Source organism: Microvirga terricola (assembly GCF_011777495.1).
GTDB lineage: Bacteria > Pseudomonadota > Alphaproteobacteria > Rhizobiales > Beijerinckiaceae > Microvirga > Microvirga terricola.
The window spans coordinates 101,254-123,673 of sequence record NZ_JAATJS010000006.1 but is presented as its reverse complement, the minus strand read 5'-3'; the positions used below and the strand labels follow the sequence as shown (position 1 = coordinate 123,673).

Genomic DNA, 22,420 nt, shown 5'->3' with positions numbered 1-22,420 from the left:
AAAGAGTAGGCCGGGCTGTATCGGGGATCTTCTGGGACGCAAAAACACGGACGTCAAATGAAAGCTTTGACGCCCGTTTCAACGCGAAGATGTGTTGGGTGAGCGTTACGCGCCGGGGACGATGGCGACGCCGCGCTGCGTTTCGAACGTCACGCCCACCGCCTTGCCGATTTCGATAGGTTGCGTGCGGCCATACTGGACGACGAAGAGATTGCCGATGGCGGTCTCGACATCATACTCGATCTGCGTGCCGAGATACGACGCCTTCCGGATGTGCCCGGCAATGGCGGAGGGTTGCGGTGTTTCGTTCAGCAGAATGGCATCGGGCCGCACGGCGAGCTTGACCGCACCGGGAGCCGCGCCGCGATGGGGCAGGCTGAGACTGAGCGTATCAATCTTCACCTGCGCGCTAGCGCCCTCAATGCCCGTGATGGTGCCGCCGAGAATGTTCGCATCGCCGATGAAGTCGGCCACGAACAGGTCGGCGGGTTCCTCGTAAAGCTCGCGTGGCGTGCCGGATTGGGCGATGCGCGCGTTGGACATGACGATGATGCGGTCGGAAACGGCGAGCGCTTCTTCCTGATCGTGCGTGACATAAGCCACGGTGAGGTTGAGGCTCTGTTGCAGTTCACGGATGTCTTCGCGCACCCTCCGGCGCAGCTTGGCGTCGAGGTTCGACAGAGGCTCGTCGAACAGCAACACTTGCGGCTCCAGCACCAGCGCGCGGGCGACAGCAACGCGCTGCTGTTGACCGCCCGAAAGTTCGGACGGTGCGCGGCGCTCAAGTCCTTTGAGGCCGACAAGGCCGAGCTTTTCCATCGCCATCGCCTCGGCGTCCTTGCGGGATGCGCCCTGCACGGACGGCCCGTAGGCGACGTTCTCCAGCACCGACATGTGTGGGAACAGCGCGTAGGACTGGAACACCATGCTGACATCGCGGTCGGCGGCGGAAAGGTTCGTTACATCCCGACCGCCGATGAGGATCTGTCCCTCGCTCGCCATTTCGAGGCCCGCGATCATGCGCAAGGTCGTCGTCTTGCCGCAGCCAGAGGGACCGAGCAGCGTCACGAGCTTGCCCGGCTCGATGGTGAAGGACACGCTATCCACGGCGGTTACGCCGCCATAGCGCTTCGTCACATTGCGGAATTCGACCGAGGCAGCCTGCTTCTTGGATGCGCCGGAGCGGGTGGGGGAGGTGTTCATTTGGTTCATGGCGTGGCTTGGACCGCAACAGGAGAGGTGTTGGCGCTGGCGCTGCGGCGCCCGAGGCGCCGCTCGCCGACCGCAAGCTGGATCGCGACGATGGCGAGCAGCATGACGAAGATCAGCGCGGTGGAATAGGCGATTGCGAGACCGAACTCGCCCGCCTCGACGCGACCGACGATGTAAGTCGTCGCCATGTTGTACTCGGCGGTGACGAGGAAGATCACGGCGCTGACCGCGGTCATCGCGCGCACGAAGGAATAAACCAGCGAGGCGACGATGGCCGGGCGAAGCAGCGGCAGCACCACGCGGCGCATGGTGGTGAAGGAGCGAGCGCCCAGAGTGAGCGAGGCCTCGTCCAGGCTCTTGTCGATCTGGCTCAACGTGGCGATGCCTGAGCGCACGCCGACCGGCATGTTGCGGAAGACGAAGCACATCACGAGAACGAAACCGGTGCCGGTGATCTCGATGGGTGGCACGTTGAAGGCGAGAATGTAGGACACGCCGACAACGGTGCCCGGAATGGCGAAGCTCAACAGTGTGCCGAACTCGAACGCGCGCTGGCCGGAGAAGCGCTGGCGCGTCAGGAGATAGGCGGTCAATAGGCCGATGGCGGCGGTAAGGGGGGCTGAGAGCGCGGCCACCTTCACCGTAGCGAAAAACGAGTTCCACGCCGAACCGGAGAAATAGATACCCCAATCCGCGCGCTCGACGCGGAACGCCGTAATGAAGTGGTCGAGCGTCGGCGTGTAGTCGCGGCCCATGGAGCGCACGAACGCGCCGATCACGATGATCGCATAAATCGCCACCGTGAACAGCGCCCACGGGATCGCCGTGAGATAGGACGCGGCGGCGACGCGGCGGGGGAGGGGCAGCGGAATGCCCGCGTCGCCCTTGCCGGTGACGGTGGTGTAAACCTTCTTGCCGAGCCACGCATGCTGCAGCCAGAACGCACCGAGCGTGAAGGCTAACAGGATGATGGAGAGCACGGCCGCGCGCCCCTGATCCTGCTGTGCGCCGACGACGGCGAAGAAGATCTTGGTCGACAGCACTTCATAATTGCCGCCGAGAACCAGCGGGTTGCCGAAGTCTGCGAGGCTTTCCACGAAGCCGAGGAGGAACGCGTTGGCGAGGCCGGGGCGCATCAGCGGCAACGTGACGGTAATGAAGGTCGTCCAGCTCTTGGCGCGCAGCGTTTGCGAGGCTTCCTCCAGCGTCGGGCTGATGCCCTGCACGACGCCGATGAGAACAAGGAAAGCGATGGGTGTGAAAGCAAGAAGCTGCGCGATGAAGACGCCCGGCAAGCCGTAGATCCAGCGAGAACGCGGAATGCCGAACCATTCGTAAAGCGCCGCCGATAAGGCGCCGGAGCGCCCGAACAGCAGAATCAGCGCAAGGCCGATTACGAAGGGAGGCGTGATGATGGGCAGGACGCTCATCACGCGAAGCAGCTTCTTGAATTTGAAGCCGGTGCGGGTCGCGATCAGCGCGAAGGCGAGGCCGAGCAGCGTCGTGCCGAAGGCGACGAGAATGCCGAGAAAAAGGGTGTTCCACGCCACGCCACAGCGCAGGTCGCTGGTCACGCAGTCAAGACCCCAGATCGACCGGTCAAGAAACTTCGCGACGAATTCCATTGGGGCGAAATTGCCTTTGTTGTCGGCAAATGCGCTCGCCAGAATGGTGCTCACGGGGAAGAACACGAAGACGATGATGAGTGCGAGGACGATGCCGATAGACGACGTTACGAAGGCGTCGCCGCGGCACCAGCCGCGCGCCGCAAGGCCGTGACAGAGAACGATGAGGAACGCGGTCGAGGAGAGTGCGCCACCGTAACCCATGCCGGCCTGGCGCGGCCCCGGCGCACCGAAGAGGTTTTTGAGAAGATCGAGCGTCCAGCCGTTGAGGCCGATAGTGAAGCCCTGCAGGATCACGAGGGCGAGGCCCAGAACGCCGGACGCGATGAGCCAGTCGCTCTCGGAACGAGGCGCGGAGCCGAAGGTCGGCCGCAGCGCCATCAGAAGTGGCGCGATGATCGGTAAAAGCCACCACGCGCCCTTTACTCCAAGCACAAGCCCCGATCCGGTGAGGCCGGGAACGTCGGCGCGCTCAAAACCGTACCAGGGAAGGAGGGCGTACCCGATCCAGCCCAGGACGACCCAGCCAAGTGCGGCTCGTGACATATCAATTCTCGCGTAACAGCCAGAGCGGCTTCAAATCAGAACCCGTTCTGGAATGAACCTTATGCGGAAGCGCCAGTCGGCGGCCGATAGGGCTCGCTGACAACGCCTCCTCTGACGATGCAAAAAGAGATCGGCGAACCGGATCGAAAATCCGGTTCGCCGGGAATGCAGTCGAAACCGACTATTTCGGCAGGTTCTTCACCTCGTTGTCCCACTTGGACAGGAGGCGCTTGCGCTCGTCCGACGAGCCGTACTTCGCGAAGTCGAAGTTGATCAGCTTGATCTCGCTGAGCTTCGGCGCTTCCGGCGGGACCGGCGTCGCCTTGTTGGACGGCACCTGATAGGATTTGGCTTCCGCGCCAAGCTTCTGCGCGGCCGGGGTCAGCGCCCAGTCATAGAACTTCTGCGCGTTTTCGAGGTTCTTCGCACCCTTGACGATCGACATGGAGCCGATCTCGTAGCCGGTGCCTTCGCACGGCGCGACGACCTTGATCGGGGCCTTGTCCACGACCATCGTGACGATGTCGTGCATGAAGGCGACGCCGACGGTGGTTTCACCCAGCGCCATTGCCTTCGCCGGAGCCGCGCCCGACTTGGTGTACTGGTTGACGTTCTTGTGCAGGCCCTTGAGGTATTCGAAACCCTTGTCCTCGCCCATGAGCTGAATGACCGTCGCGAGAAGCGTATAGGCCGTGCCGGACGAGTTCGGGTCCGCCATCTGCACCTCGTCCTTCAACTTCGTGTTGAGGAGGTCGGCCCAGCACTTCGGCTCCGGAACGCCCTTCGACTTGATGAGTTCGGTGTTGTAGCCGAAGCCGAGGGCGCCGGAGTAAATGCCGATGGCGCGGTTCTTCGACTGCTCCCACTGGCGCACGGCCCAGTCCTGCAACTCGCCGAGCTTGGGCGACTTGTACTCCTGGGTCAGGCCTTCCTCGGCCGCCTGCATGTGCGGGTCGCCGGTGCCGCCCCACCAGATGTCTGCACGCGGGTTGGCGGCTTCCGCCTTCACCTGCGCATAGATCTCGCCGGAGCTCTTGCGGGTCATGGCGACCTTGATGCCGGTGTCGCGCTCGAAGGCGTTCACCATGGCGCGGCACCATTCCTCCTGGACGCCGCAATACATGACGAGCGCTCCCTGAGCCTGCGCCGCACCTGCGGACAGGAATGAGAAGGCGCTCACAGCGCCCGCGAGCATCGTCGCGGCTACGAATTTCGTGCGAAGTTTCATTGTCATCCTCCCAGCGTCACAATGACTTTTCTTTTCTTGTGTCGGCTAAGCTCCATCCAATGCGCCCTCGGGTCAAGGGATTTGCGAAGGTTTCCGACACATCGTTGAAATCAAAGGATTTTTGGCGGTAGCGCTTGTGGATCGAAGCGCGCCGATCCGGCCCCGAATTTGGTGCATGGAGCGTTCCATCGTGTTCCAAATTCGGGCCGCTTCGACATTCGTGAATCGTTCACGGTTCCTTGGCGATGCCCGTCGCGGCGATCACGGCTTCCGCGAGTTCCGGCGTGCAAGCCAGCACGGGGTTGCCCTTGCGCAACCCATCCTTCGCCAGGAAGTTGTTGGCCCAGCCGCCAGCCTCTTCGATGATGAGCAGGCCTGCCAGCACGTCCCACGAATTGATGTGCAGTTCGCAATAGGCGTCAATGCGCCCGTCCGCGACATAAGCGAGGCCGAGCGTGCCCGAGCCCGCGCGGCGCACGTTGACGCCTGCAGCCTTCAGCCGATCGACGAGGGCGATGTAGGGATCGCGCGGCAGGCGGGTGGACCACCCGGCCTCGACGGTGGCCTGGCGGATGTCGGCAAGGCCGCTGACGCGGATTTTCTCGCCGTTAATGAAGGCGCCACGCCCTCGCTGCGCCGTGTAAAGCTCGTCCTGCATGACGTTGTAGACCACGCCGATCTCGGTGCGGTTGTCGCGCACGAAGGCAATGGAAATCGCGAAATGCGGGATGCCGCGTGCGAAATTCGCCGTGCCGTCGATGGGGTCCACCACCCACACATCGCGCTCGAACGAGCCGCCGCCTTCCTCTCCGAAGAACGCGTCGTTCGGCAGAAGTTCATTCAGGCGACCGCGGATGAGTTGCTCCACCTCCGCGTCGGTCGCAGTCAGAAAATCCTGCGGCCCTTTGAAGTCGGGACGTTGTGAGCGGGGCCGTTCGAGAAAGCGCTTGCGCGCCAGAACTCCCGCCTCGCGGGCAATGGCGCAAGCCGCGGCAAATCTCGTTTCCAAGCCGTCATGCATCATGGATTCCCCCATCCGGAATGCCCGCGGTCTGTCGCGTGACATTCATCTTTGTCTGTTAAAATGCAGTGGACCAAGCGCACGGAAGGCGCAAAAGCCGTCACATTGGTTCAATTGATTCTTTATTAGCCGGCTCCAATCAACTAGGCTCGACCGCTGCACACCATAAATCCCCATCTTATCGAATGCCACGGACACCAAAAGAAGAATTCAGCCAGGTTGCCGCGCTGCCTTTCCGGATCAAGGACGGAAGGATCGAAGTGCTGCTCGTGACGTCACGCGAGACGCGGCGCTGGCTGATTCCCAAGGGTTGGCCGATGAAGGGCAAAAAACCCTACAAAGCAGCGGAGCAAGAAGCTGCGGAGGAAGCAGGCGTTAAAGGCGAAATCAAGCAGGAGCCGCTCGGCTTCTATGATTATTGGAAACGCCGCTCCAAGCATTTCGACCTGTGCCGTGTCGAGGTTTATCCGCTCGAAGTCTCCAAGCAGCTCGAGTCCTGGCGCGAAAAAGGCCAGCGCCAGACGCAATGGTTCGAGGTGGAAGAAGCGGCGCATCAGGTGCTCGAACCTGCCCTCGCCGAGTTGATCCGCAGCCTGCCTGCGCGCGTTTAAAGGCGATTTTTCCGCTCCGCTGACGGAACGCAATGCTGTGTTGAAAAGTCTTCTCTCGGGAGACGGCCCGCACACAAGCTTGGCCGTGACAGCGAATCATCGGTTTCGCGATGGCTCAGATCAGCAAGGACATCTCGCGGTCGCACAAGGCGAGCCTCGTCAGTCCTCGCACCATCGGCTGGCTCAGCCTGGCGCGAGGGACAGTTGAGCTGCTCGCCGCGCGCAAGTTGGCGCGCTGGTTCGGAATGGAACGAAATGAAACGCTGATCCGCGCTTTCGGAGCGAGTCGGATCGCGGCCGGCATCGGCCTTCTGGCACGTGATGATCCGACACCCTGGATGCGCGTGCGGCTCGTAGGCGACGCGCTCGATCTCGCAGTTCTCGGCCGCGCTCTGATGGATCGGAATGCGGAGCGAGACCGCGTGGCGATTGCGTTCTACGCGGTCGCGGGCATCACGCTCGGCGACGCGTTGCGCCTGAGAAAACTAAGACGCGGCGGCTACCATCGCCACAACATCCCGAAATGGGCGACTTTGCGCGAACGCCCCAACATGTAACGGTGGTTCCCCGGCCATGAAGAAGCCGCACGTTTTTACCATCGGATACGAGGGTGCGGATCTCGACCATTTCGTCACCACGCTGAAGGATGCGGGCGTCGCGGTGCTTGTCGATGTGCGGGCGGTCGCATCGTCCCGCAAGCGCGGTTTCTCGAAATTCCTTCTGCAAGACGAATTGGCTCATCACGGCATCGGCTATCGCCACTTCATCGAACTCGGAACGCCGAAAGCGGGGCGGGAAGCGGTCCGCGCCGGACACCCGGAGCGGATGCGAAAGATCTACTGCGATGAAGTTCTTTCCACCAAGCCCGCACAGGACGCGCTTGAAGAGGTGGCGGACCTCGCAAAGCATCAGCCGATCTGCCTTTTGTGCTTCGAGCGGGACCCGACCACCTGCCATCGCCACATCATCGCCGAGCGCCTAGCAAAGCGCGGCATAATGGTGACTGACCTTTTTGTGATGCCTTGAGCGCGAGCTCACCCCACTTCTCCCGATCTCTTGTAAGGTTGCCAGCGCTTGATAGTGTTGGCGTCACGTATCGAAGGGGGCATGCATGGGTAGAATCGTGACTGCGGTAAGCGCAAGTTCCGAGCATCGGTTCAGCAAACATAACCTCGCCGAAATCAGCCTCGTCGCCGGTCTGGGCGTGGAAGGCGATGCGCATGCCGGAAGGACGGTGAAGCATCGCTCGCGCGTGGCGAAAGATCCGACGCAGCCGAATTTGCGACAGGTTCATCTCGTTCATGCCGAACTGCACGATGAACTGCAGGCTGCCGGGTTCTCAGTGTCCGCGGGTGACATGGGGGAGAACATCACGACGCGCGGGCTCGATCTTTTGGGTTTGCCGACGGGGACGCGGCTGCTGATCGGCGAGGGAGCAGAGATCGAGGTGACGGGCCTGCGCAATCCGTGCGCTCAGATCGATCGCTTTCAGGCGGGCATGATGGCGGCTGTTCTTGACCGCGACGAGCACGGCAATCTCGTTCGCAAGGCCGGCGTCATGGGCATTATTCTCGCTGGCGGTGCGATCAGGCCCGGCGATGCGATCCGCGTCGTTCTGCCACCCGAACCGCATCACACACTTCAACCGGTCTGATGTGCTCTAACCCGGAAGCTTGAAGGCCAGCACTTCCGCTTTCCGGATGTCGGGGGCGACGGCAAGCAGCTCGCCTGCTTTTGCTTTCAGCGCGGCGGCGACTTTGCCGGAGAGATGGGCATCGCGGGCGCTCTCCGTGGGAAACGCGTCGAAGATGGCAAAGCTCGTCGGGCCTAGCCGCACGCCGAACCACGCGGCCGTGCCGGGTTCGTCCTCCACCAGCGGCTGCCCCTGGCGGAGAAACTCTGCCACGGCTTCCTCCTGACCTGGCTTTGCTTCAAGGGAGACATAAAGAGCGTATTTCGGCATGGGATTGCTCGCTGCTGTCCGGCGCCCCCTATTCAAAGCGGGCGTGTCGAAATCGATCCCGGGCAGCCTACGTTGGAACGAAATCCTAGGCCAGGCAACGCAAATTTAAGATTACAATATGATATATCAGGGCTAAAAGGCTCCTTGGCTGGCATCCTGGCGGACCGGCGGCCTGCCTTCGATCTCTCACTCATCTGATGTTGTTCCCATGACCATTCTGACCCCCTGGAATTCACCATTCGCCGTCAATGCTGACAGTGCCGGCGATCAGCAGGATTCGGTGCTCCAGGCCCTCAGCGACGGAACCTTCGTTGCTGTCTGGTCGAGCGATCAGGCCATCTTCATGCGGTTCTTCGGGGCCGATGGCACGCCGAAGGGTACCGACGTCAAGGTCGAGCGGAAAACGGGGGATGGGGGAAAATACTTTCCCTCGGTCACGGCGCTGAACAACGGCAACTTCGTCCTCGCCTGGGAGGATTCCAGCGATCCCGATACCGATCCCGACCAAGGCTTGAGAGGGCAGGTCTTTACCTCGAATGGCACGAAGGTCGGCGCCGATTTCCACATCAACTCGAATGTCACTGACGCCCAAATGGAAATTTCCATCGCGGGCTTGGCCAATGGCGGCTTTGCGGTCGTTTATACGGATGTGTTCGGCGACGGCGACGGGAGCTGCGTTCGTACCCGCGTCTTCAGCAACGAGGGGGTTCGGCTGGGCACCGATGAGGACCCGATTGCAAATTCCACGAGCGCGAACGGGCAGGTCGCGCCGGCTACGATCGCGTTGAAGGATGGTCGCTACGCGATCTTCTTCCACGATTACAGCCTCAGCGACGATGACAAGAATCAGACCATCCGGGGGCGCCTTTTCAAAGCTGGTGGCACGCCGGTTGACTTGGACTTTCTGGTACCGAGTTCGGAAGGGAATAAGAGCGCCCCTGCCGCCGCCACGTTGAGCGATGGCCGGTTTGTCGTCGCTTGGACGGCGGACATTGGCGATGATTCCGGGAACTGCGTCAAGGCGCAGCTCTTCAACGCTGACGGCTCGAAAATCGGCGGCGAATTTCTCGTTAACGAGCGCGCTACGAGCGGGCTGCAGTCGGACGCTGTTGTCGCTGCCTTGCCGGATGGCGGATTCGCCATTGGCTATTTGAGCCGCGATGCGACGGAGGAGGCTCGCGTCGCGGTGTTTTCACGCGACGGCAGTTTGATCGACGACGGTTCCGTCGGCCCTGCCCCGGGAAGCGTCATGACAAGTTTCTCTGGCATGACAGTTCTGGCCGATGGCCGATTGGTGACCTCCTGGTCCGATTGGCTCGAAGAAACAGAGGACGTCGACGTTCATGCGCAGATGTTCGATCTGCGCCAAGGGCCCGTCTCCCTCGGTGGAACGAGTGCGAATGATGAATATGTCGGCACGCGGTTCAACGACTATCTGGGCGGAGCGGGCGGAAACGATCACTTGTGGGGTGGTGAAGGCCATGACGTCCTCAGCGGCGGAATCGGCGTCGATACGATGGAAGGTGGTGCGGGCAACGACACATACTATGTCGACGACTCGAACGATGTGATTGTGGAGACTGTATACGGCGGCACCGATACGGTGTTCACCAGTGTCAGCCATGCTTTACGGGCTTTCGTGGAAAACCTGACGGCAACCGGCTCCAGCTCCATCAGCCTGACCGGCAACGAGCTGGCCAATGCGATCATGGGCAACACGGGCAAGAATAAGATTTCCGGCGGGGCAGGGAACGATACCGTCAACGGCGGCCTCGCCAATGACACGCTCACCGGCGGCAGCGGTCGGGACACATTTGTTTTCGACACAAAGCCGAACGCCAAAACGAACCTGGATCGTGTCGTCGACTTCAGCGTGAAGGACGACACGATTTGGCTCGACAACAAATACATGCCGAAGATCGGCAAGGGCACGCCTGCGAAGCCCGTCCGGTTGGACAAGAAGATGTTCTGGATCGGCTCCGCAGCGCATGATGCGGACGACCGCATCATCTATGATAAGGCAAAAGGCATTCTCTACTATGACCCCGATGGTTCGGGTCGGGCGAGCCAGGTCGCTATCGCGACTCTAACGAAAAACCTTAAGCTGACGGTGGCGGATTTCTACGTCATCTGATCGAAGCCGCGAGGGGAGACGAGCTGCCTCTCGTTCTTCCGGCGGCGCCGACAAGGCGGTCGAGATTGCCCTGTTGAAGAAGTGCCTCAAGATGACCGCTGCCGAGTTTCTTCGTGATCTAGCGGTCAAGCCTGCTGATTTGCGATAAGGGCTCCTTCGGGAGCGAAGGGGCCCTTCGTTTTTCAGGGGGCTGGCGTTTCGCCGTTCTTTACGAAGCCAGTTTCGAGATTATCTCACATGGGTGGGGGCGTGTTGCGATGGGAGACTCCTATGCGGACCATCCTCGCCGTTGCCTCGGCCTTTCTCGCACTCTCACTCATGCCAGTCTCTGCGCAGACGGCGACAAGCCCGTCTAGCCACGGCCTCAGCTCCCAACAGGAACGCATGAAGTCCTGCAATACCGAGGCGGGAACTAAGAAGCTGTCTGGGGACTCGCGCAAAACTTTCATGTCCGATTGCCTATCCGGAAAAACCGGATCGGTCTCGTCCGATCAAAACATGTCGCCTCAGCAGATGAAGATGAAGGAGTGTAATGTGAAGGCGAAGACCATGAAGGGCGATGCGCGCAAGAACTTTATGAGCAATTGCCTGAAAGGCTAAACGCCATCTTCCGATTGATCCTCGCTGAAAGCGAGGAGACGCTTGAGGGCAGAGCCCTCAATAACGCAAGCCGCCGGTGAAGCACTCCGGCGGCTCAGTTTTTGCACGGCCGCGTTAGATCGCCGGGCTGAAGCGGGCGACATCGTCCGCGCGGAATTGGTCAAAAACCGCTGCTGCCACGCGGACGAACGGGCGACCTTCTTCCGTGACCGACAAGGTTCCGTCGCTCAAGGTCACGAGACCGTCTGCGATGAGGGGCCGCAACAACGCCAGCTCGTCGGCGTAAGTGGCGTTCTCGCCCAGCAAGCTCAGATCAATGCGGAAGTTGCACATCAGCGCCTCGATGATAGAGGCCCGGACGCGGTCATCGGGCTTGAGGCGATACCCACGGGCCGAGGCGAGCTTCCCTTCGCCGATGGTGCGCATGTAGGTGCCGATGTCGGCTGCGTTCTGCACGTAGCCGTCGGGCAGCTGCGAAATCGCGGATGCGCCGAAGGCGAGCAAGGTTGGCCTGCCGTCATCCGTATAGCCCTGGAAATTGCGATGCAGTTTTCCGGCGTGACTGGCGACGGCGAGCGGATCGTCGGATCTGGCGAAGTGATCGAGGCCGATGGCGACATAGCCGTTCTGCTCGAAAACCTCGGCGACCTTGCGAGCCTGAAGAAAGCGCGCATCGGAAGCGGGCAGGGTACTCTCGTCGATCAGGCGCTGATGTGCCTTGCGCCGGGGCATATGGGCATAGCCGTAGCAGGCGATGCGGTCAGGCTGCAGCGCCAGAACCTGGGTGCACGTTGCCTCGACGGAGGCGATGCTCTGGCGAGGCAGGCCATACATCAGGTCCACGTTGAGGCTCTTGATGCCGGCAGCGCGCAACATGTCGGCCGCTTTTGCGACAACCTCCAACGGCTGCACGCGTCCGATGGCGACCTGGACATCGGAATCGAGATCCTGCACACCCAGGCTGACCCGATTGACGCCGATAGAGACGAGGCCGCGCGTGAGCGTTTCATCGACGAAGCGCGGGTCGAGCTCAATGGCGTGCTCGAATCCGTCATCGAAGCTGCCGTGCCGGTCAAGCACCTCCATCACGGAGGCGAGGCCATCCGCCCCAAGGATGCTGGGTGTGCCTCCGCCCCAATGTAGACGCGCGATCTTGAACGGCCCCTGCAAATGGCGCGCAACGAGCCAGATCTCGTCTTCCAGCCTCTCCCGATAGGCCTGGATGACCTCATCGCGCCGCGCAACCTTGGTGTGGCAGCCGCAATAATGGCAGAGCTGCCGACAGTAAGGCACGTGCAGATAAACCGATACGCTGTCCCGCAGATCGAGCCGACGCAGCCACGCCTCGTGATTGGACGAGCCGACGGCCGGGGTGAACTCCGCCGCAGTCGGATAGGACGTATAGCGGGGAACCGCCAAGCCACCGTAGCGGTGGATGAGAGCATCCGACATTAGCGCGCCCTCTTTTTCTCGAGCCGGCGGTCTTCACGCATCTCAAACCACATGGCGTTGAGAATGGCGAAGGCGCATGCGAGGCCGACGCCGAGGATCCAGGAAAAATACCACATCGTTCATTCCTCAATATGCGTTGGGGTTCCGGCCGATTGTTTCCGTCGTCACCGTTCCGCGCATCACGCGATAGACCCAGGCGGTGTAGGCGACCACGATGGGCAGAAGCACGCCGGTGACGAGCAACATCGTCCACAATGTCAGCGGGCTCGACGAGGCGTCCCACACCGTAAGACTCGCGTTAGGTTGCAGCGACGACGGCAGCAGGAACGGGAAGAGCGAGAGCCCAGCGGTCGAAATGATACCGAAGATGGCAAGGCTCGTGCCGACAAGCGCGATTCTCCAGCCATTCACGGTCATGCCGAACCAGGCAAGCGCGCAGCCGGCGAAGCCGAGGGCGGGCGCAATCATCGTCCAGGGCCGCGCCGAATATCCCGCCAGCCACGCGCCAGTCGACTGAGCAACAGTCTTCAAGAGCGGGTTCGACGGGCCCGAAGGATTCTGGACGCTCGTCACGGAATATCCGGCGATGCCGTAGGCGATCCACAAGCCACCGAAGGCGAAGAGAACGGCCGCCGTCAGCGCCGCGATGCGCCCATAACGGCGCGCGCGGTCCGACGGTGCTCCTTGGGTGCGAAGGCCGATGACGGCTGCGCCATGGGCGACGATCATCGACAGGCTCAACAGTCCACAAAGCAGGGCGAAGGGTGTCAAGAGGCCGAAGAAGTTGCCCGCATAGCGCGGACGCAGCGTGTCGTCCAAGCCAAAGGGGATGCCGAGCAGCACGTTGCCGACCGCGACGCCGAGAATGAGGGACGGCACCGAACCACCAATGAACAGTGCCCAGTCCCAGACATTGCGCCACCGCAAATCGTCGATCTTGCCGCGGAATTTGAATGCGACGGGCCGCAGGATCAGCGCAACCAGAATGACGAGCATGGCGAGGTAGAAGCTGGAAAACGACACGGCATAAAGCGGAGGCCACGCAGCGAAGACTGCACCACCGCCGAGGATCAGCCACACCTGATTGCCTTCCCAGACCGGGCCGACGACGTTGATGAGCACACGCCGTTCCGCATCGGTGCGCGCGACGAAAGGCAGAAGCGTCCCGATGCCGAGATCGAAGCCATCAGTCAGTGTGAACCCGATCAGAAGAATGCCGATCAGCAGCCACCAGATCAGTCGGAGGATCTCATAGGAGAGGGGAATGAGGTCTATCATGGAAACGGTCCTCAAGCGGTGTTAGCGGTTCGCGTCGGCAGGCGCGGCCGCCGATGCGTAAGGCGCACCTGTCATATCCTCGAGAACCGACCGATCCGCCGGCCCCTTCTTGATGACGCGGATCATGAGGATCAGCTCGATGATCGCGAGCACGGTGTAGATCGCCAGGAACACACCAAGGCTGATGGCGAGATCGACGAGGGTCAGGCCGGATGCGGCGTAGAAAGTCGGCAACACGCCTTCGATGACCCAGGGCTGGCGGCCATATTCCGCGACGAGCCAGCCGAGTTCGATGGCCACCCATGGCAGCGGCAGGCTGAGCAGCGCGATCCATAGCACCATGCGGTTATTGCCGAGCGTATGCCTCGACGCGAGCCAGAAGCAGAGAGCGAAGAAGGCGATGAGGTAGAAGCCGATGCCGACCATCACCCGGAAGCTCCAGAACAGCACGGGCACGTTCGGTACAGTATCGAAGGCCGCCTTCTCGATGTCGGCATCCGTCGCCTTCGCCACATCGTCACGATAGCGCTTGAGGAGAAGCGAATAGCCGAGATCCGGCCATGTCGTGTTGAAGGTCTTCCGCGCCGTCTCATCCTGCGGGTTCGCGCGAAGGGCCTGCAGAGACTCGTAAGCCGTAATGCCATTGCGGATGCGAGTTTTCGCGTGATCAACGAGGGGCAGGATTCCCGGCACTTCCTGAGTCAGGGACCGTGTCGCGATGAGACCGAGTGCATAAGGAATTTCGATCTGAAAGCTGTTCTCACGCTTCTCCACGTTCGGGATCGCGAAAGCCATGAAGCCTGCGGGCGCGGGCTCGGTGTGCCACATCGCTTCCATCGCGGCGAGCTTCATCTTCTGATGCTCGGTCGTGACATATCCGCTCTCGTCGCCAAGCACGACGACGGAAAGTGCCGAGGCAAGGCCGAAGCTCGCGGCAACCGCCATGGAGCGGCGCGCGATGTCGAGGTGGCGCCCGCGCAGCATGTAATAGGCGCTGATCGACATGATGAACATGGCGCCGGTGACATAGCCGGCGCTGACGGTATGCACGAACTTCGCTTGCGCCACGGGGCTGAATAGCACCGCCACGAAGTCCACGACTTCCATGCGCATGGTCTGCGGATTGAAGATCGAACCGACCGGATTCTGCATCCACCCATTGGCGATGAGGATCCAAAGCGCCGAGAAATTCGCGCCGATGGCTACGAGCCAGGTCACTGCGAGATGGCTGACCTTGGAGAGTCGATCCCAGCCGAAGAAGAACAGGCCGATGAAGGTGGCCTCAAGGAAGAAGGCCATCAGGCCCTCGATGGCGAGAGGTGCGCCGAACACGTCGCCGACATAATGGCTGTAATAGGCCCAGTTCGTGCCGAACTGGAATTCCATGACGATGCCGGTGGCGACCCCCATGGCGAAGTTGATGCCGAAGCATATTCCCCAGAAGAGGGTCATGCGTCGCCAAACCTCACGCCCGGTCATCACATAGACGCTTTCCATGATGGCCATCAGGAAAGACAATCCGATCGTCAGGGGCACAAAAAGGAAGTGATACATGGCCGTCGCCGCGAATTGCAGCCTCGACAGGTCAACGACGGTGAAATCGATCATGATCGGTCGCCTTTTGGGGGCCCGCGAAGCACCGGGCCGCGTCACGGATTACGCCACGCTTGCGCCACCCGCTTTGATCGCAATCAATGCGGAAAATCGCGCCGTCACACCCTAAATAGAGCTTGAGTTTGAGGGATGTAGAGGCATGGAGAATGATGCCGCAAAGGGCATTGGCGGCCCCAGCGGGGCCCCTGACAGGCGTCAGGCGCGCTGGATGTCGGGCCTCTGGCGGCAGGCGCGCGCCCTTGTCGCAGCCTCCGTCCTCGCGCCCCTGATCGGCGGCGCGCTCCTTATCCTCCAGGCCAGTCTGCTCGCGTCCGTGCTGCATGACGCAATCATCGGGCGGGCCGACCGTGTAACTCTGCTGCCGTCGATCTTGGCTATTGGGGGCCTCATCGGCCTGCGCGCCGCTTTGGCTTTCGTCAGCGAGCGAGCGGGGGCGAGTGCGGCCGAGACTATCAAGTCCCGCTTACGGGCGGCGCTTTTCACGCGGCTCCTCGATGAAAGCCCGGCCTGGACGGCGGCGCGTCCCTCCGGGGCCATTGCCAGCATGATCGTGGATCAGGTCGAGGCGTTAGAGGGGTTCTTTGCCCGGTTCATACCCGCGCTGGTGGCCGCCGCAATCCTGCCTCTCGCCTTTGCCGTCGTCGTGCTTCCTGTCGAGCCGGTGGTCGGCCTGCTTTTCCTCGTGACCGCCCCGCTTATTCCTGTCTTTATGGCGCTTGTCGGGTGGGGGGCAGAAGCGGCGAGCCGCAGTCATGTCCGGGCCATGGCGCGATTGTCGGGCCTGTTTGCGGACCGGCTGCGAGGCATCGTGACACTCAAACTTTTCGGCCGGGCGGAGGCCGAGGCCGCGCATGTCGAGGCCGCGAGTGACGAATTGCGGCGGCGCACGCTTGGTGTGCTCAAGGTCGCGTTCCTGTCCTCGGCGGTGCTGGAATTTTTCGCCGCGCTCGGCGTTGCGGGCGTCGCGGTCTATGTCGGTTTGACCTATCTCGGGCTGATCGATTTTCGCACGACGCCACTGACCTTGCAGGCCGGTCTCTTCTGCCTACTCATGGCACCGGAAGTCTATTTCCCGCTGCGCCAGCTTGCCGTGCACTATCATGATCGCGCCGCGGCCAAGGCGGCAGTCGCGGAAATGGCGATCCTGTTCGATGCGTTGCCCGATCTGAGTGAACGCGAGGCACCGGTCAGACCCGCGGGTGATGCTGCACTCGTACAAGCCATATCGGTTGCCGTTTCCAGCCTCACGATGAAAACACCTGATGGCCGACATCTCGTGTTCGATGAAGCGGGTTTTTCGATTTCTTCTGGCGAGCAGGTTGCGATCCTGGGCCAAAGCGGCATCGGAAAATCGACCCTACTCGAAGCGCTGGCGCGCTTGCGCACCTATGAGGGAGGCATCGTTCTCGGCGTTCAGGATCTGCAGGATATCAAAGAAGAGGACTTACGAAACCGCATCGCCTTTCTCGGTCAAAGGCCGCGTCTGTTTCAAGGTTCCATCGCCGACAATATCCGCTTAGGGCGTCGCGATGCGTCCGATGAGGAGGTGCGCACTGCCGCCGAGAAGGCCCAGGTCCTCGCATTTGCCGATCTCTTGGATCAGGGCCTTGAGACCATCATCGGCGATGGCGGCGTCGGCCTGTCGGGCGGCGAGGCGCATCGCGTGGCGCTGGCGCGCATCTTCCTGCGCGATCCCGCCCTCATCCTGCTCGATGAGCCGACCGCGCATCTTGATGTGGAAACGGAGGCGCGTGTCATCGACGCGATCCGCGTTTTCGCCAAGGGCCGCACGCTGATCGTCGCGACGCATTCGCAAAAGGTCGCGGCCGTCGTGGATCGTGTGTTCCACATCGCGGATGGAAAAGTCGTTCCAGCAAAGACCGACATGCGGAGGAGCGCCGCATGAAAGCGCTTTTCTCCTTTTCGCCCTTCTTCGCCCATCGCAGTGGTGCGTTTCTGCTGGCGATCGCGTTGTCTGTGCTAACGCTTGGGGCAGGCGTGGGCTTGCTTGGCGTCTCGGGTTGGTTTCTGACCGGTGCGGCCCTTACCACTGCAGGCGTCGCCTTCAACCTCTTCGGCCCTTCGGCGCTGGTGCGCGGCTTTTCGTTCCTGCGTATCGTGTCGCGCTATGGCGAAAAACTGGTGGGTCACGACGCGACTTTGCGTCTTCTCGCGGATCTGCGGGGCTGGCAGTTCCGTCGCCTTATTCCTCGCGTTCCGCTTCAGGGCAAGGCTTGGCGACGTGGTGATCTCGTCTCGCGCCTGACCGCCGATATCGATGCACTCGACACGGTTTTTCTTTCCGCGCTCGGCCCCATCGCAACGGCACTGGTTCTAGGCACAGCGATGACGGCAGTGCTCGCGTGGTATTTGCAGGGCGCAGGCCTCGTTTATGAGCTTGGCTTTTTCGGCGCGTCTCTGGTTTTACCCGCTATTCTTGTTCTCGCCGCGATAGCGCCGGGCGAGGCAGCGGTGGGCGCATCGGCCGATCTGCGCATGGCGGTTCTCGATGGCGTCGAGGGGCACACGGACCTGCGCGCTCTTGGCGCGACCGCCTGGGCGCAGCAGACATTCACTGATGCAAGCGCCCACCTTCAACGCGCGAAGACACGGCAGGCGACTATCGCTGCCATCGGCAACGCGCTCGTGCAGCTTTTTGCTGGCGTAACGCTGGTGGGCCTCTTGTGGATTGGTCTCGATGCGCACAGCGCCGGCGCGCTTGGTGGCCCGCTGCTGGTCGGGTTGTTGCTGGCGTCGTTGGGGAGCTTCGAGGTCGCCCTCTCCATCGTCAGGAGTGCGAGCCGCTTGGGCGCAGCGCAAGCAGCGGCGCAGCGCGTGAAAGCGCTGTCGGAAACGGCACCCGCCGTTCGGGATGTGGATGCGCCGAAGGAGCTGCCTCAAGGCGGCAGCGTCACATTCGAGAATGTGTGCTTCGGCTACGTTCCTCATCGCCCCGTGCTCGACGAGGTGAATCTGCAAGTGGGCGCTGGCGAACGCGTCGCACTCATTGGTGCGAGCGGCAGCGGCAAGTCCACCATTCTCAGCCTTCTCCTCAGGCTTGCAGATGCCCAGGCTGGAACGGTGCGTGTTGCGGGCGAAAACGTCGCTCAGGTTGTGCAGGCCGATCTGCATCGGCGCGTGGCGCTGCTCAGTCAGGATACGCCGGTCTTTCTCGGCACCATCCGCGATAATCTTTTAATCGGAAAGCCTGATGCAAATTCGGAGGATTGCCGGCGCGCGCTCACGGCCGCGCGGCTCGATGCCTTCGTCAGCACGCTGCCCGATGGGCTTGAGACTTGGCTAGGGGAGGCGGGGCGTACGCTCTCGGCGGGACAAGCGCGGCGTCTCTGCCTCGCGCGGGTTCTTCTGTCGCAGGCCAGCATCATCGCGCTTGACGAGCCGACGAGTGGACTCGATCCCGAGACCGAGCGGGACTTCCTGTCCGACCTCTCGGCTGCAACGAGCGGACGGACGGTGCTGATCGCCACCCACGCGAAACTCGCGCCTGGCATGGTCGAGCGCGTCTATCGGCTGGACAATGGACGTTTGTCTCTCAGTGAAGCGTAATGCCCGCGACTGTCGCGAGCCGGGCCTTGTCGGCGATTTCGACGGAATGCGGATCGGGCAGGTGGATAAGCCCTTGCGTCTTCAGCTTCGTGAAAGTGCGACTCACCGTTTCGATGGTCAAGCCGAGATAATCCGCGATGTCGGTGCGGGTCATCGGCAGATGGACCGGGCTTTCCGGCAAGCCATGCGCGGCAGCGCGGTTCGACATGATGAGCAGGAAGGACGCGACTTTTTCAGATGGCGCGAGCCGCCCCAAAATCATTTGTGTTTCCCGTGCCTGGCGAAGGGCTGCCCGCGTCATAAGATGCAGCCGATCCTTCAGATGGGGGAACCGCTCCATCAGTTGGTCCATGTCGCGCACGGAGAAGGAGCAGAGGCCGGAGGGGATGACTGCCTCTGCGGTCTGCGAATAAGTATCATCATCGGCAAGGCCCAGAAAATCGCCGGGCATCAGGAAGCCGGTGATCTGGCGGCGGCCATCGGGCAGGGCAAGCGACAGACGCAGCATGCCGGAAGTCAGGCTGTAGACCCGGCGGCGCGGCTCGCCTTCCTCCAGCAGGATCTGGTTCGCCTCGAGCTTGACGAAGCTCATGACGCGCTCGAGTTCGCCTACCTCGTCGTCCTTCAGGGCCGAGCAGACCGCTTTGCGCCTCACATCGCAGTTCAGGCAGGCCTTACAAGGATCGCGATAGGGTAATGACATAATGGAGCCGGGCGGACGGGACTCAGAGCGGTTGGGCAGGTATCTTTTCCACTATTCGGGCCGTTCTGTCTCGCAACAAATGACCGCAGGGTCTGTTTTGCCGAGCAGAGCCGATAAACCGGCCGGTGTCAGGTATCTGCGCTTCACGCGCCTGGACAAGGCCGGGGGATCTCCATAAATCAACGGAATGTTTGCAACGACTGCCCTTCCCCTGTCCGGCAACAAGCAGGACGCCTATGCATCCCTTGCCCAGCAGCTTTCGGGGTTGCTGGAGGGAGAAACCGATCCCATCGCCAACGCCGCCAACATGTCGGCGCTGCTCTATGACCTTCTTCCGGATCTGAACTGGGCTGGGTTCTATATTCTGCGTGGGAAGGAGCTCGTTCTGGGGCCGTTCCAGGGCAAGGTCGCCTGCGTTCGTATCCCCATCGGACGCGGGGTCTGCGGCACGGCGGTGGAGCGCGAGGCGTCGGTCCTGGTGCCTGATGTCCATGCCTTTCCGGGGCACATCGCCTGTGACAGCGCCTCCCGTTCGGAACTGGTCGTGCCGCTGATCAAGCAGGGACGGACCTTGGGCGTCCTTGACCTCGACAGCCCCTCGCCATCCCGGTTCGACGAGGCCGACCGGGAGGGATGTGAAAGACTCGTGCAGATCTTTCTCGAAGCCACCGATTTTTCGGGGCATGGATTTTAGAGGTGGCCGAGACGCCACCGCATGGATGAAGAATGATGCGGCGCGCGGACGGTCAATCTTTTCGTTGGTCTCTGCAGGCGGTCGTCGCCCTTGTCTTCACTCTCGTCGTTCTGGCGATCTCGTCGGCCCTGATCGGCTTCAACCATTACCAGCTGACGAAGCTGACGGTCCGCGACGCGGAAGACGATTTCCAGCGCATCTCCAACAACGTTCGCGATGAAATCTCCGGCAGCTTGCACATTGCAGGCTCCGTCCTGGACACGGCATCGCTCACGCTCGATCCGAACCTGCCCTCCGAGCAATTGGGCGGGCTCCTCATTTCCATTCTGAAAGACCTGGACGATGCGCTTCCCGCAGCCATGGGCATCTTCATCGGCCGTGGCGACGGAAGTCATATCGTCGTCCAGAGCCTCACGGGGAAATGGCCGCACGAAATCGGCACCGGCATAGAAGGCGCTGCCTATGCCTTCATGATCATCGAGAATTCTTCGAGCCAGCACACCGCGCGCTGGGTCGTAACCGATCGTGAGGGAAAAGAGCTTCGGCGCATTCCGCCCCAGCCGTCCGAATTCGATCCGCGTCGGCGGCCCTGGTATCGGGCGAGCCTGCAAAGCCCCGGCATGATCATCACGCCGCCTTACCGCTTCGCCAGTGTGCCCGAGGTCGGCATCACGCTGGCGCGCCAGTCGCGACAGCAGGAGGATGCGGTCTTCGGCATCGATATGACGCTGGCGAGCCTCGACCTCTATCTCGAGAAGCTGCGCATCCCGGCCGAACTCGAATTGCTGGTCTTCGACAATTCCGGTGTGTTGATCGCTCATCCGAGGGGCGCGGCCTATCGAGCTGCGCTGCCGGACCGGTCGGGAAAGCTTCTGACGGTGGACGATGCCCGGTCACCACTGCTCACCGGCATGTTCAAAACCTTCCAGCAGAATCATGACAGCTTGGGCCAAAGCGCTTCCTTCTCGGTGAATGGCGACGAGTATTTCGGACGGACGGAGCGAGTCGGGGAGGGCGTCGACAACCTGTTCGTCAGTCTTGCGATCCCTTACGACATCATGATCGGTCCGGCGCAGCAGATCCGTTCGGGCCTGCTCCTCATCAGTGCGGCCTCCGTCCTTTTGGCGCTGTTGATCGTTCTTTTGGCCTCCCGGCGTCTTGCTTTGCCATTGCGCAAGGCGACTGAGGATATCGGCCGCATCATGAAGTTCGAATTCGGTCACACGCGCCGCGCCCCATCGCGCATCATTGAAGTCGGGGAATTGTCGCGGGCCATCGACACGCTTGAAATCGCGTTGATGAATTTCATGCGTTATGTGCCCGACGCCCTCGTGCGGCGCATCATCGGGCGCAAGTTCTCGGCGGATCTCGGCGGCAAGCGCCAGCCGGTCACGGTGCTATTTTCGGACGTCGCCGGTTTCACCACCATGGCGGAGGGGCTCGACCCTGAAGAGGTCATGGCCAAGACCTCGCGCTATTTCAGCGAGATCGGGAATGAGCTCGTCCGCTCCGGCGCGACCATCGATAAATATATCGGCGACAGCATCATGGCGTTCTGGAACGCGCCTGACGAGCGGCAGGATCATGTCGCCGCCGCGTGTCTCGGCGCGTTGCGGGCTTCGCACCGGCTTGAACGGCTCAATGCGAAGTTCGTGGCTGAAGGCGGAGCGCCCATGCGCACCCGCTTCGGCATGCACACGGGCGACGCGGTTGTCGGCAATGTCGGCTCGGTTGACCGGGTCAACTATACGGTGCTCGGCCACACGGTGAATATGGCCTCGCGCTTCGAAAAGCTGAACAAGCGCTACGGCACGACGATCCTCGTCAGCGAGGATGTCTGCGCGGCGGCGGGCGAAAACTATCTCTTCCGCTTCGTCGACCGCACGGTCCCGGAAGGCGCGCATCGTCCCATGGCGGTTTACGAGCTTCTCGGCGCGATGCGTCCGGACGAGCCGGAACTTGCGCCAGTCCCCGAACGTCTCGAAACCCTGGAGGCTTGGGAGGTCGTGCGCGCGCTCTGCGAAGCCGGCGATTGGCAGACGGCTTTGGGGCTCCTTGAAAAACTGGTTGAAGCCGCACCTGACGATATTCTGTTTCGCGTTTATCTCGACCGGTGTCGTGCTAATCTCGGAACGCTCCAGACCACATGAGCTTCCGTCACTCTTCACGCGC

20 protein-coding genes are annotated in these 22,420 nt (G+C 61.8%); 10 read left to right on the top strand and 10 right to left on the bottom strand.

Annotation, left to right across the window (positions count from 1 at the left end; translation table 11 throughout):
* Nucleotides 1–105 precede the first annotated feature (105 nt).
* The 4 genes from HB375_RS16150 to HB375_RS16135 form a co-directional block, all read right to left on the bottom strand.
* Nucleotides 106–1,212 (bottom strand): ABC transporter ATP-binding protein, encoded by a 1,107-nt coding sequence (locus HB375_RS16150; protein WP_246728542.1) that lies wholly within the window; start codon nucleotides 1,210–1,212, stop codon nucleotides 106–108.
* On the bottom strand, nucleotides 1,209–3,383 hold the full coding sequence (locus HB375_RS16145) for an ABC transporter permease (protein WP_167674041.1): 2,175 nt from the start codon (nucleotides 3,381–3,383) through the stop codon (nucleotides 1,209–1,211). The genes HB375_RS16150 and HB375_RS16145 overlap by 4 nt, the downstream gene beginning before the upstream one ends.
* Nucleotides 3,384–3,564: 181 nt before the next feature.
* The gene (locus HB375_RS16140) at nucleotides 3,565–4,611 is read right to left on the bottom strand and encodes an ABC transporter substrate-binding protein (RefSeq protein ID WP_167674040.1); all 1,047 of its coding nucleotides are present in this window, start codon (nucleotides 4,609–4,611) and stop codon (nucleotides 3,565–3,567) included.
* A 229-nt stretch (nucleotides 4,612–4,840) separates the two neighbouring features.
* Nucleotides 4,841–5,635, bottom strand: coding sequence for an inositol monophosphatase family protein (locus HB375_RS16135; RefSeq protein ID WP_167674039.1), 795 nt, complete (start codon nucleotides 5,633–5,635; stop codon nucleotides 4,841–4,843).
* 65 nt (nucleotides 5,636–5,700) lie between these two features.
* Between HB375_RS16135 and HB375_RS16130 the strand changes: the two genes are divergently transcribed.
* From HB375_RS16130 to HB375_RS16115, 4 genes are all read left to right on the top strand, one after another.
* On the top strand, nucleotides 5,701–6,243 hold the full coding sequence (locus tag HB375_RS16130; RefSeq protein WP_343232428.1) for an NUDIX hydrolase: 543 nt from the start codon (nucleotides 5,701–5,703) through the stop codon (nucleotides 6,241–6,243).
* 110 nt (nucleotides 6,244–6,353) lie between these two features.
* The gene (locus HB375_RS16125) at nucleotides 6,354–6,800 is read left to right on the top strand and encodes a hypothetical protein (protein ID WP_167674038.1); all 447 of its coding nucleotides are present in this window, start codon (nucleotides 6,354–6,356) and stop codon (nucleotides 6,798–6,800) included.
* A 16-nt stretch (nucleotides 6,801–6,816) separates the two neighbouring features.
* Nucleotides 6,817–7,269, top strand: coding sequence for a DUF488 domain-containing protein (locus tag HB375_RS16120; protein WP_167674037.1), 453 nt, complete (start codon nucleotides 6,817–6,819; stop codon nucleotides 7,267–7,269).
* 85 nt (nucleotides 7,270–7,354) lie between these two features.
* Entirely contained in the window at nucleotides 7,355–7,897 is a 543-nt protein-coding gene (locus HB375_RS16115) for an MOSC domain-containing protein (RefSeq protein WP_167674036.1), read from the top strand.
* 6 nt (nucleotides 7,898–7,903) lie between these two features.
* On the opposite strand, the gene HB375_RS16110 is transcribed toward HB375_RS16115, so the two are convergent.
* A complete protein-coding gene (locus HB375_RS16110) occupies nucleotides 7,904–8,149 on the bottom strand; it encodes an antibiotic biosynthesis monooxygenase (protein ID WP_425515191.1) in 246 nt (81 codons plus the stop codon).
* Between the two features lie 265 nt (nucleotides 8,150–8,414).
* On the opposite strand from HB375_RS16110, the gene HB375_RS16105 reads away from it, so the two are divergent.
* Both HB375_RS16105 and HB375_RS16100 read left to right on the top strand, forming a co-directional pair.
* Entirely contained in the window at nucleotides 8,415–10,340 is a 1,926-nt protein-coding gene (locus HB375_RS16105; protein ID WP_167674034.1) for a calcium-binding protein, read from the top strand.
* A 270-nt stretch (nucleotides 10,341–10,610) separates the two neighbouring features.
* Nucleotides 10,611–10,940: a PsiF family protein gene (locus tag HB375_RS16100; protein WP_167674033.1), complete on the top strand. Its 330-nt coding sequence runs from the start codon at nucleotides 10,611–10,613 to the stop codon at nucleotides 10,938–10,940.
* A gap of 114 nt (nucleotides 10,941–11,054) precedes the next feature.
* On the opposite strand, the gene hemN is transcribed toward HB375_RS16100, so the two are convergent.
* The 4 genes from hemN to HB375_RS16080 are packed head-to-tail and all read right to left on the bottom strand — an operon-like array spanning nucleotide 11,055 to nucleotide 15,278.
* Entirely contained in the window at nucleotides 11,055–12,392 is a 1,338-nt protein-coding gene (hemN, locus tag HB375_RS16095) for an oxygen-independent coproporphyrinogen III oxidase (protein ID WP_167674032.1), read from the bottom strand.
* Entirely contained in the window at nucleotides 12,392–12,508 is a 117-nt protein-coding gene (cydX, locus tag HB375_RS16090; RefSeq protein ID WP_167674031.1) for a cytochrome bd-I oxidase subunit CydX, read from the bottom strand. Before cydX ends, hemN begins: the two co-directional genes overlap by 1 nt.
* Before the next feature lie 10 nt (nucleotides 12,509–12,518).
* A complete protein-coding gene (gene cydB, locus HB375_RS16085; protein WP_205800232.1) occupies nucleotides 12,519–13,670 on the bottom strand; it encodes a cytochrome d ubiquinol oxidase subunit II in 1,152 nt (383 codons plus the stop codon).
* 21 nt (nucleotides 13,671–13,691) lie between these two features.
* On the bottom strand, nucleotides 13,692–15,278 hold the full coding sequence (locus HB375_RS16080; protein WP_167674030.1) for a cytochrome ubiquinol oxidase subunit I: 1,587 nt from the start codon (nucleotides 15,276–15,278) through the stop codon (nucleotides 13,692–13,694).
* A 145-nt stretch (nucleotides 15,279–15,423) separates the two neighbouring features.
* Here HB375_RS16080 and cydD point away from each other — a divergent pair, with 145 nt between their 5' ends.
* Nucleotides 15,424–17,190: a thiol reductant ABC exporter subunit CydD gene (gene cydD, locus HB375_RS16075; protein WP_167674029.1), complete on the top strand. Its 1,767-nt coding sequence runs from the start codon at nucleotides 15,424–15,426 to the stop codon at nucleotides 17,188–17,190.
* Nucleotides 17,187–18,851 carry a thiol reductant ABC exporter subunit CydC gene (cydC, locus tag HB375_RS16070; protein ID WP_167674028.1) on the top strand — a complete coding sequence of 555 codons (1,665 nt, stop codon included), beginning with the start codon at nucleotides 17,187–17,189 and terminating at the stop codon, nucleotides 18,849–18,851. The genes cydD and cydC overlap by 4 nt, the downstream gene beginning before the upstream one ends.
* Here cydC and HB375_RS16065 read toward each other — a convergent pair.
* Nucleotides 18,838–19,554: a Crp/Fnr family transcriptional regulator gene (locus tag HB375_RS16065; RefSeq protein WP_167674027.1), complete on the bottom strand. Its 717-nt coding sequence runs from the start codon at nucleotides 19,552–19,554 to the stop codon at nucleotides 18,838–18,840. The genes cydC and HB375_RS16065 overlap by 14 nt on opposite strands.
* 187 nt (nucleotides 19,555–19,741) lie before the next feature.
* Between HB375_RS16065 and HB375_RS16060 the strand changes: the two genes are divergently transcribed.
* Both HB375_RS16060 and HB375_RS16055 read left to right on the top strand, forming a co-directional pair.
* On the top strand, nucleotides 19,742–20,248 hold the full coding sequence (locus HB375_RS16060; RefSeq protein WP_167674026.1) for a GAF domain-containing protein: 507 nt from the start codon (nucleotides 19,742–19,744) through the stop codon (nucleotides 20,246–20,248).
* 32 nt (nucleotides 20,249–20,280) lie between these two features.
* Nucleotides 20,281–22,398: an adenylate/guanylate cyclase domain-containing protein gene (locus HB375_RS16055; protein WP_167674025.1), complete on the top strand. Its 2,118-nt coding sequence runs from the start codon at nucleotides 20,281–20,283 to the stop codon at nucleotides 22,396–22,398.
* The last annotated feature ends 22 nt before the right edge of the window (nucleotides 22,399–22,420 follow it).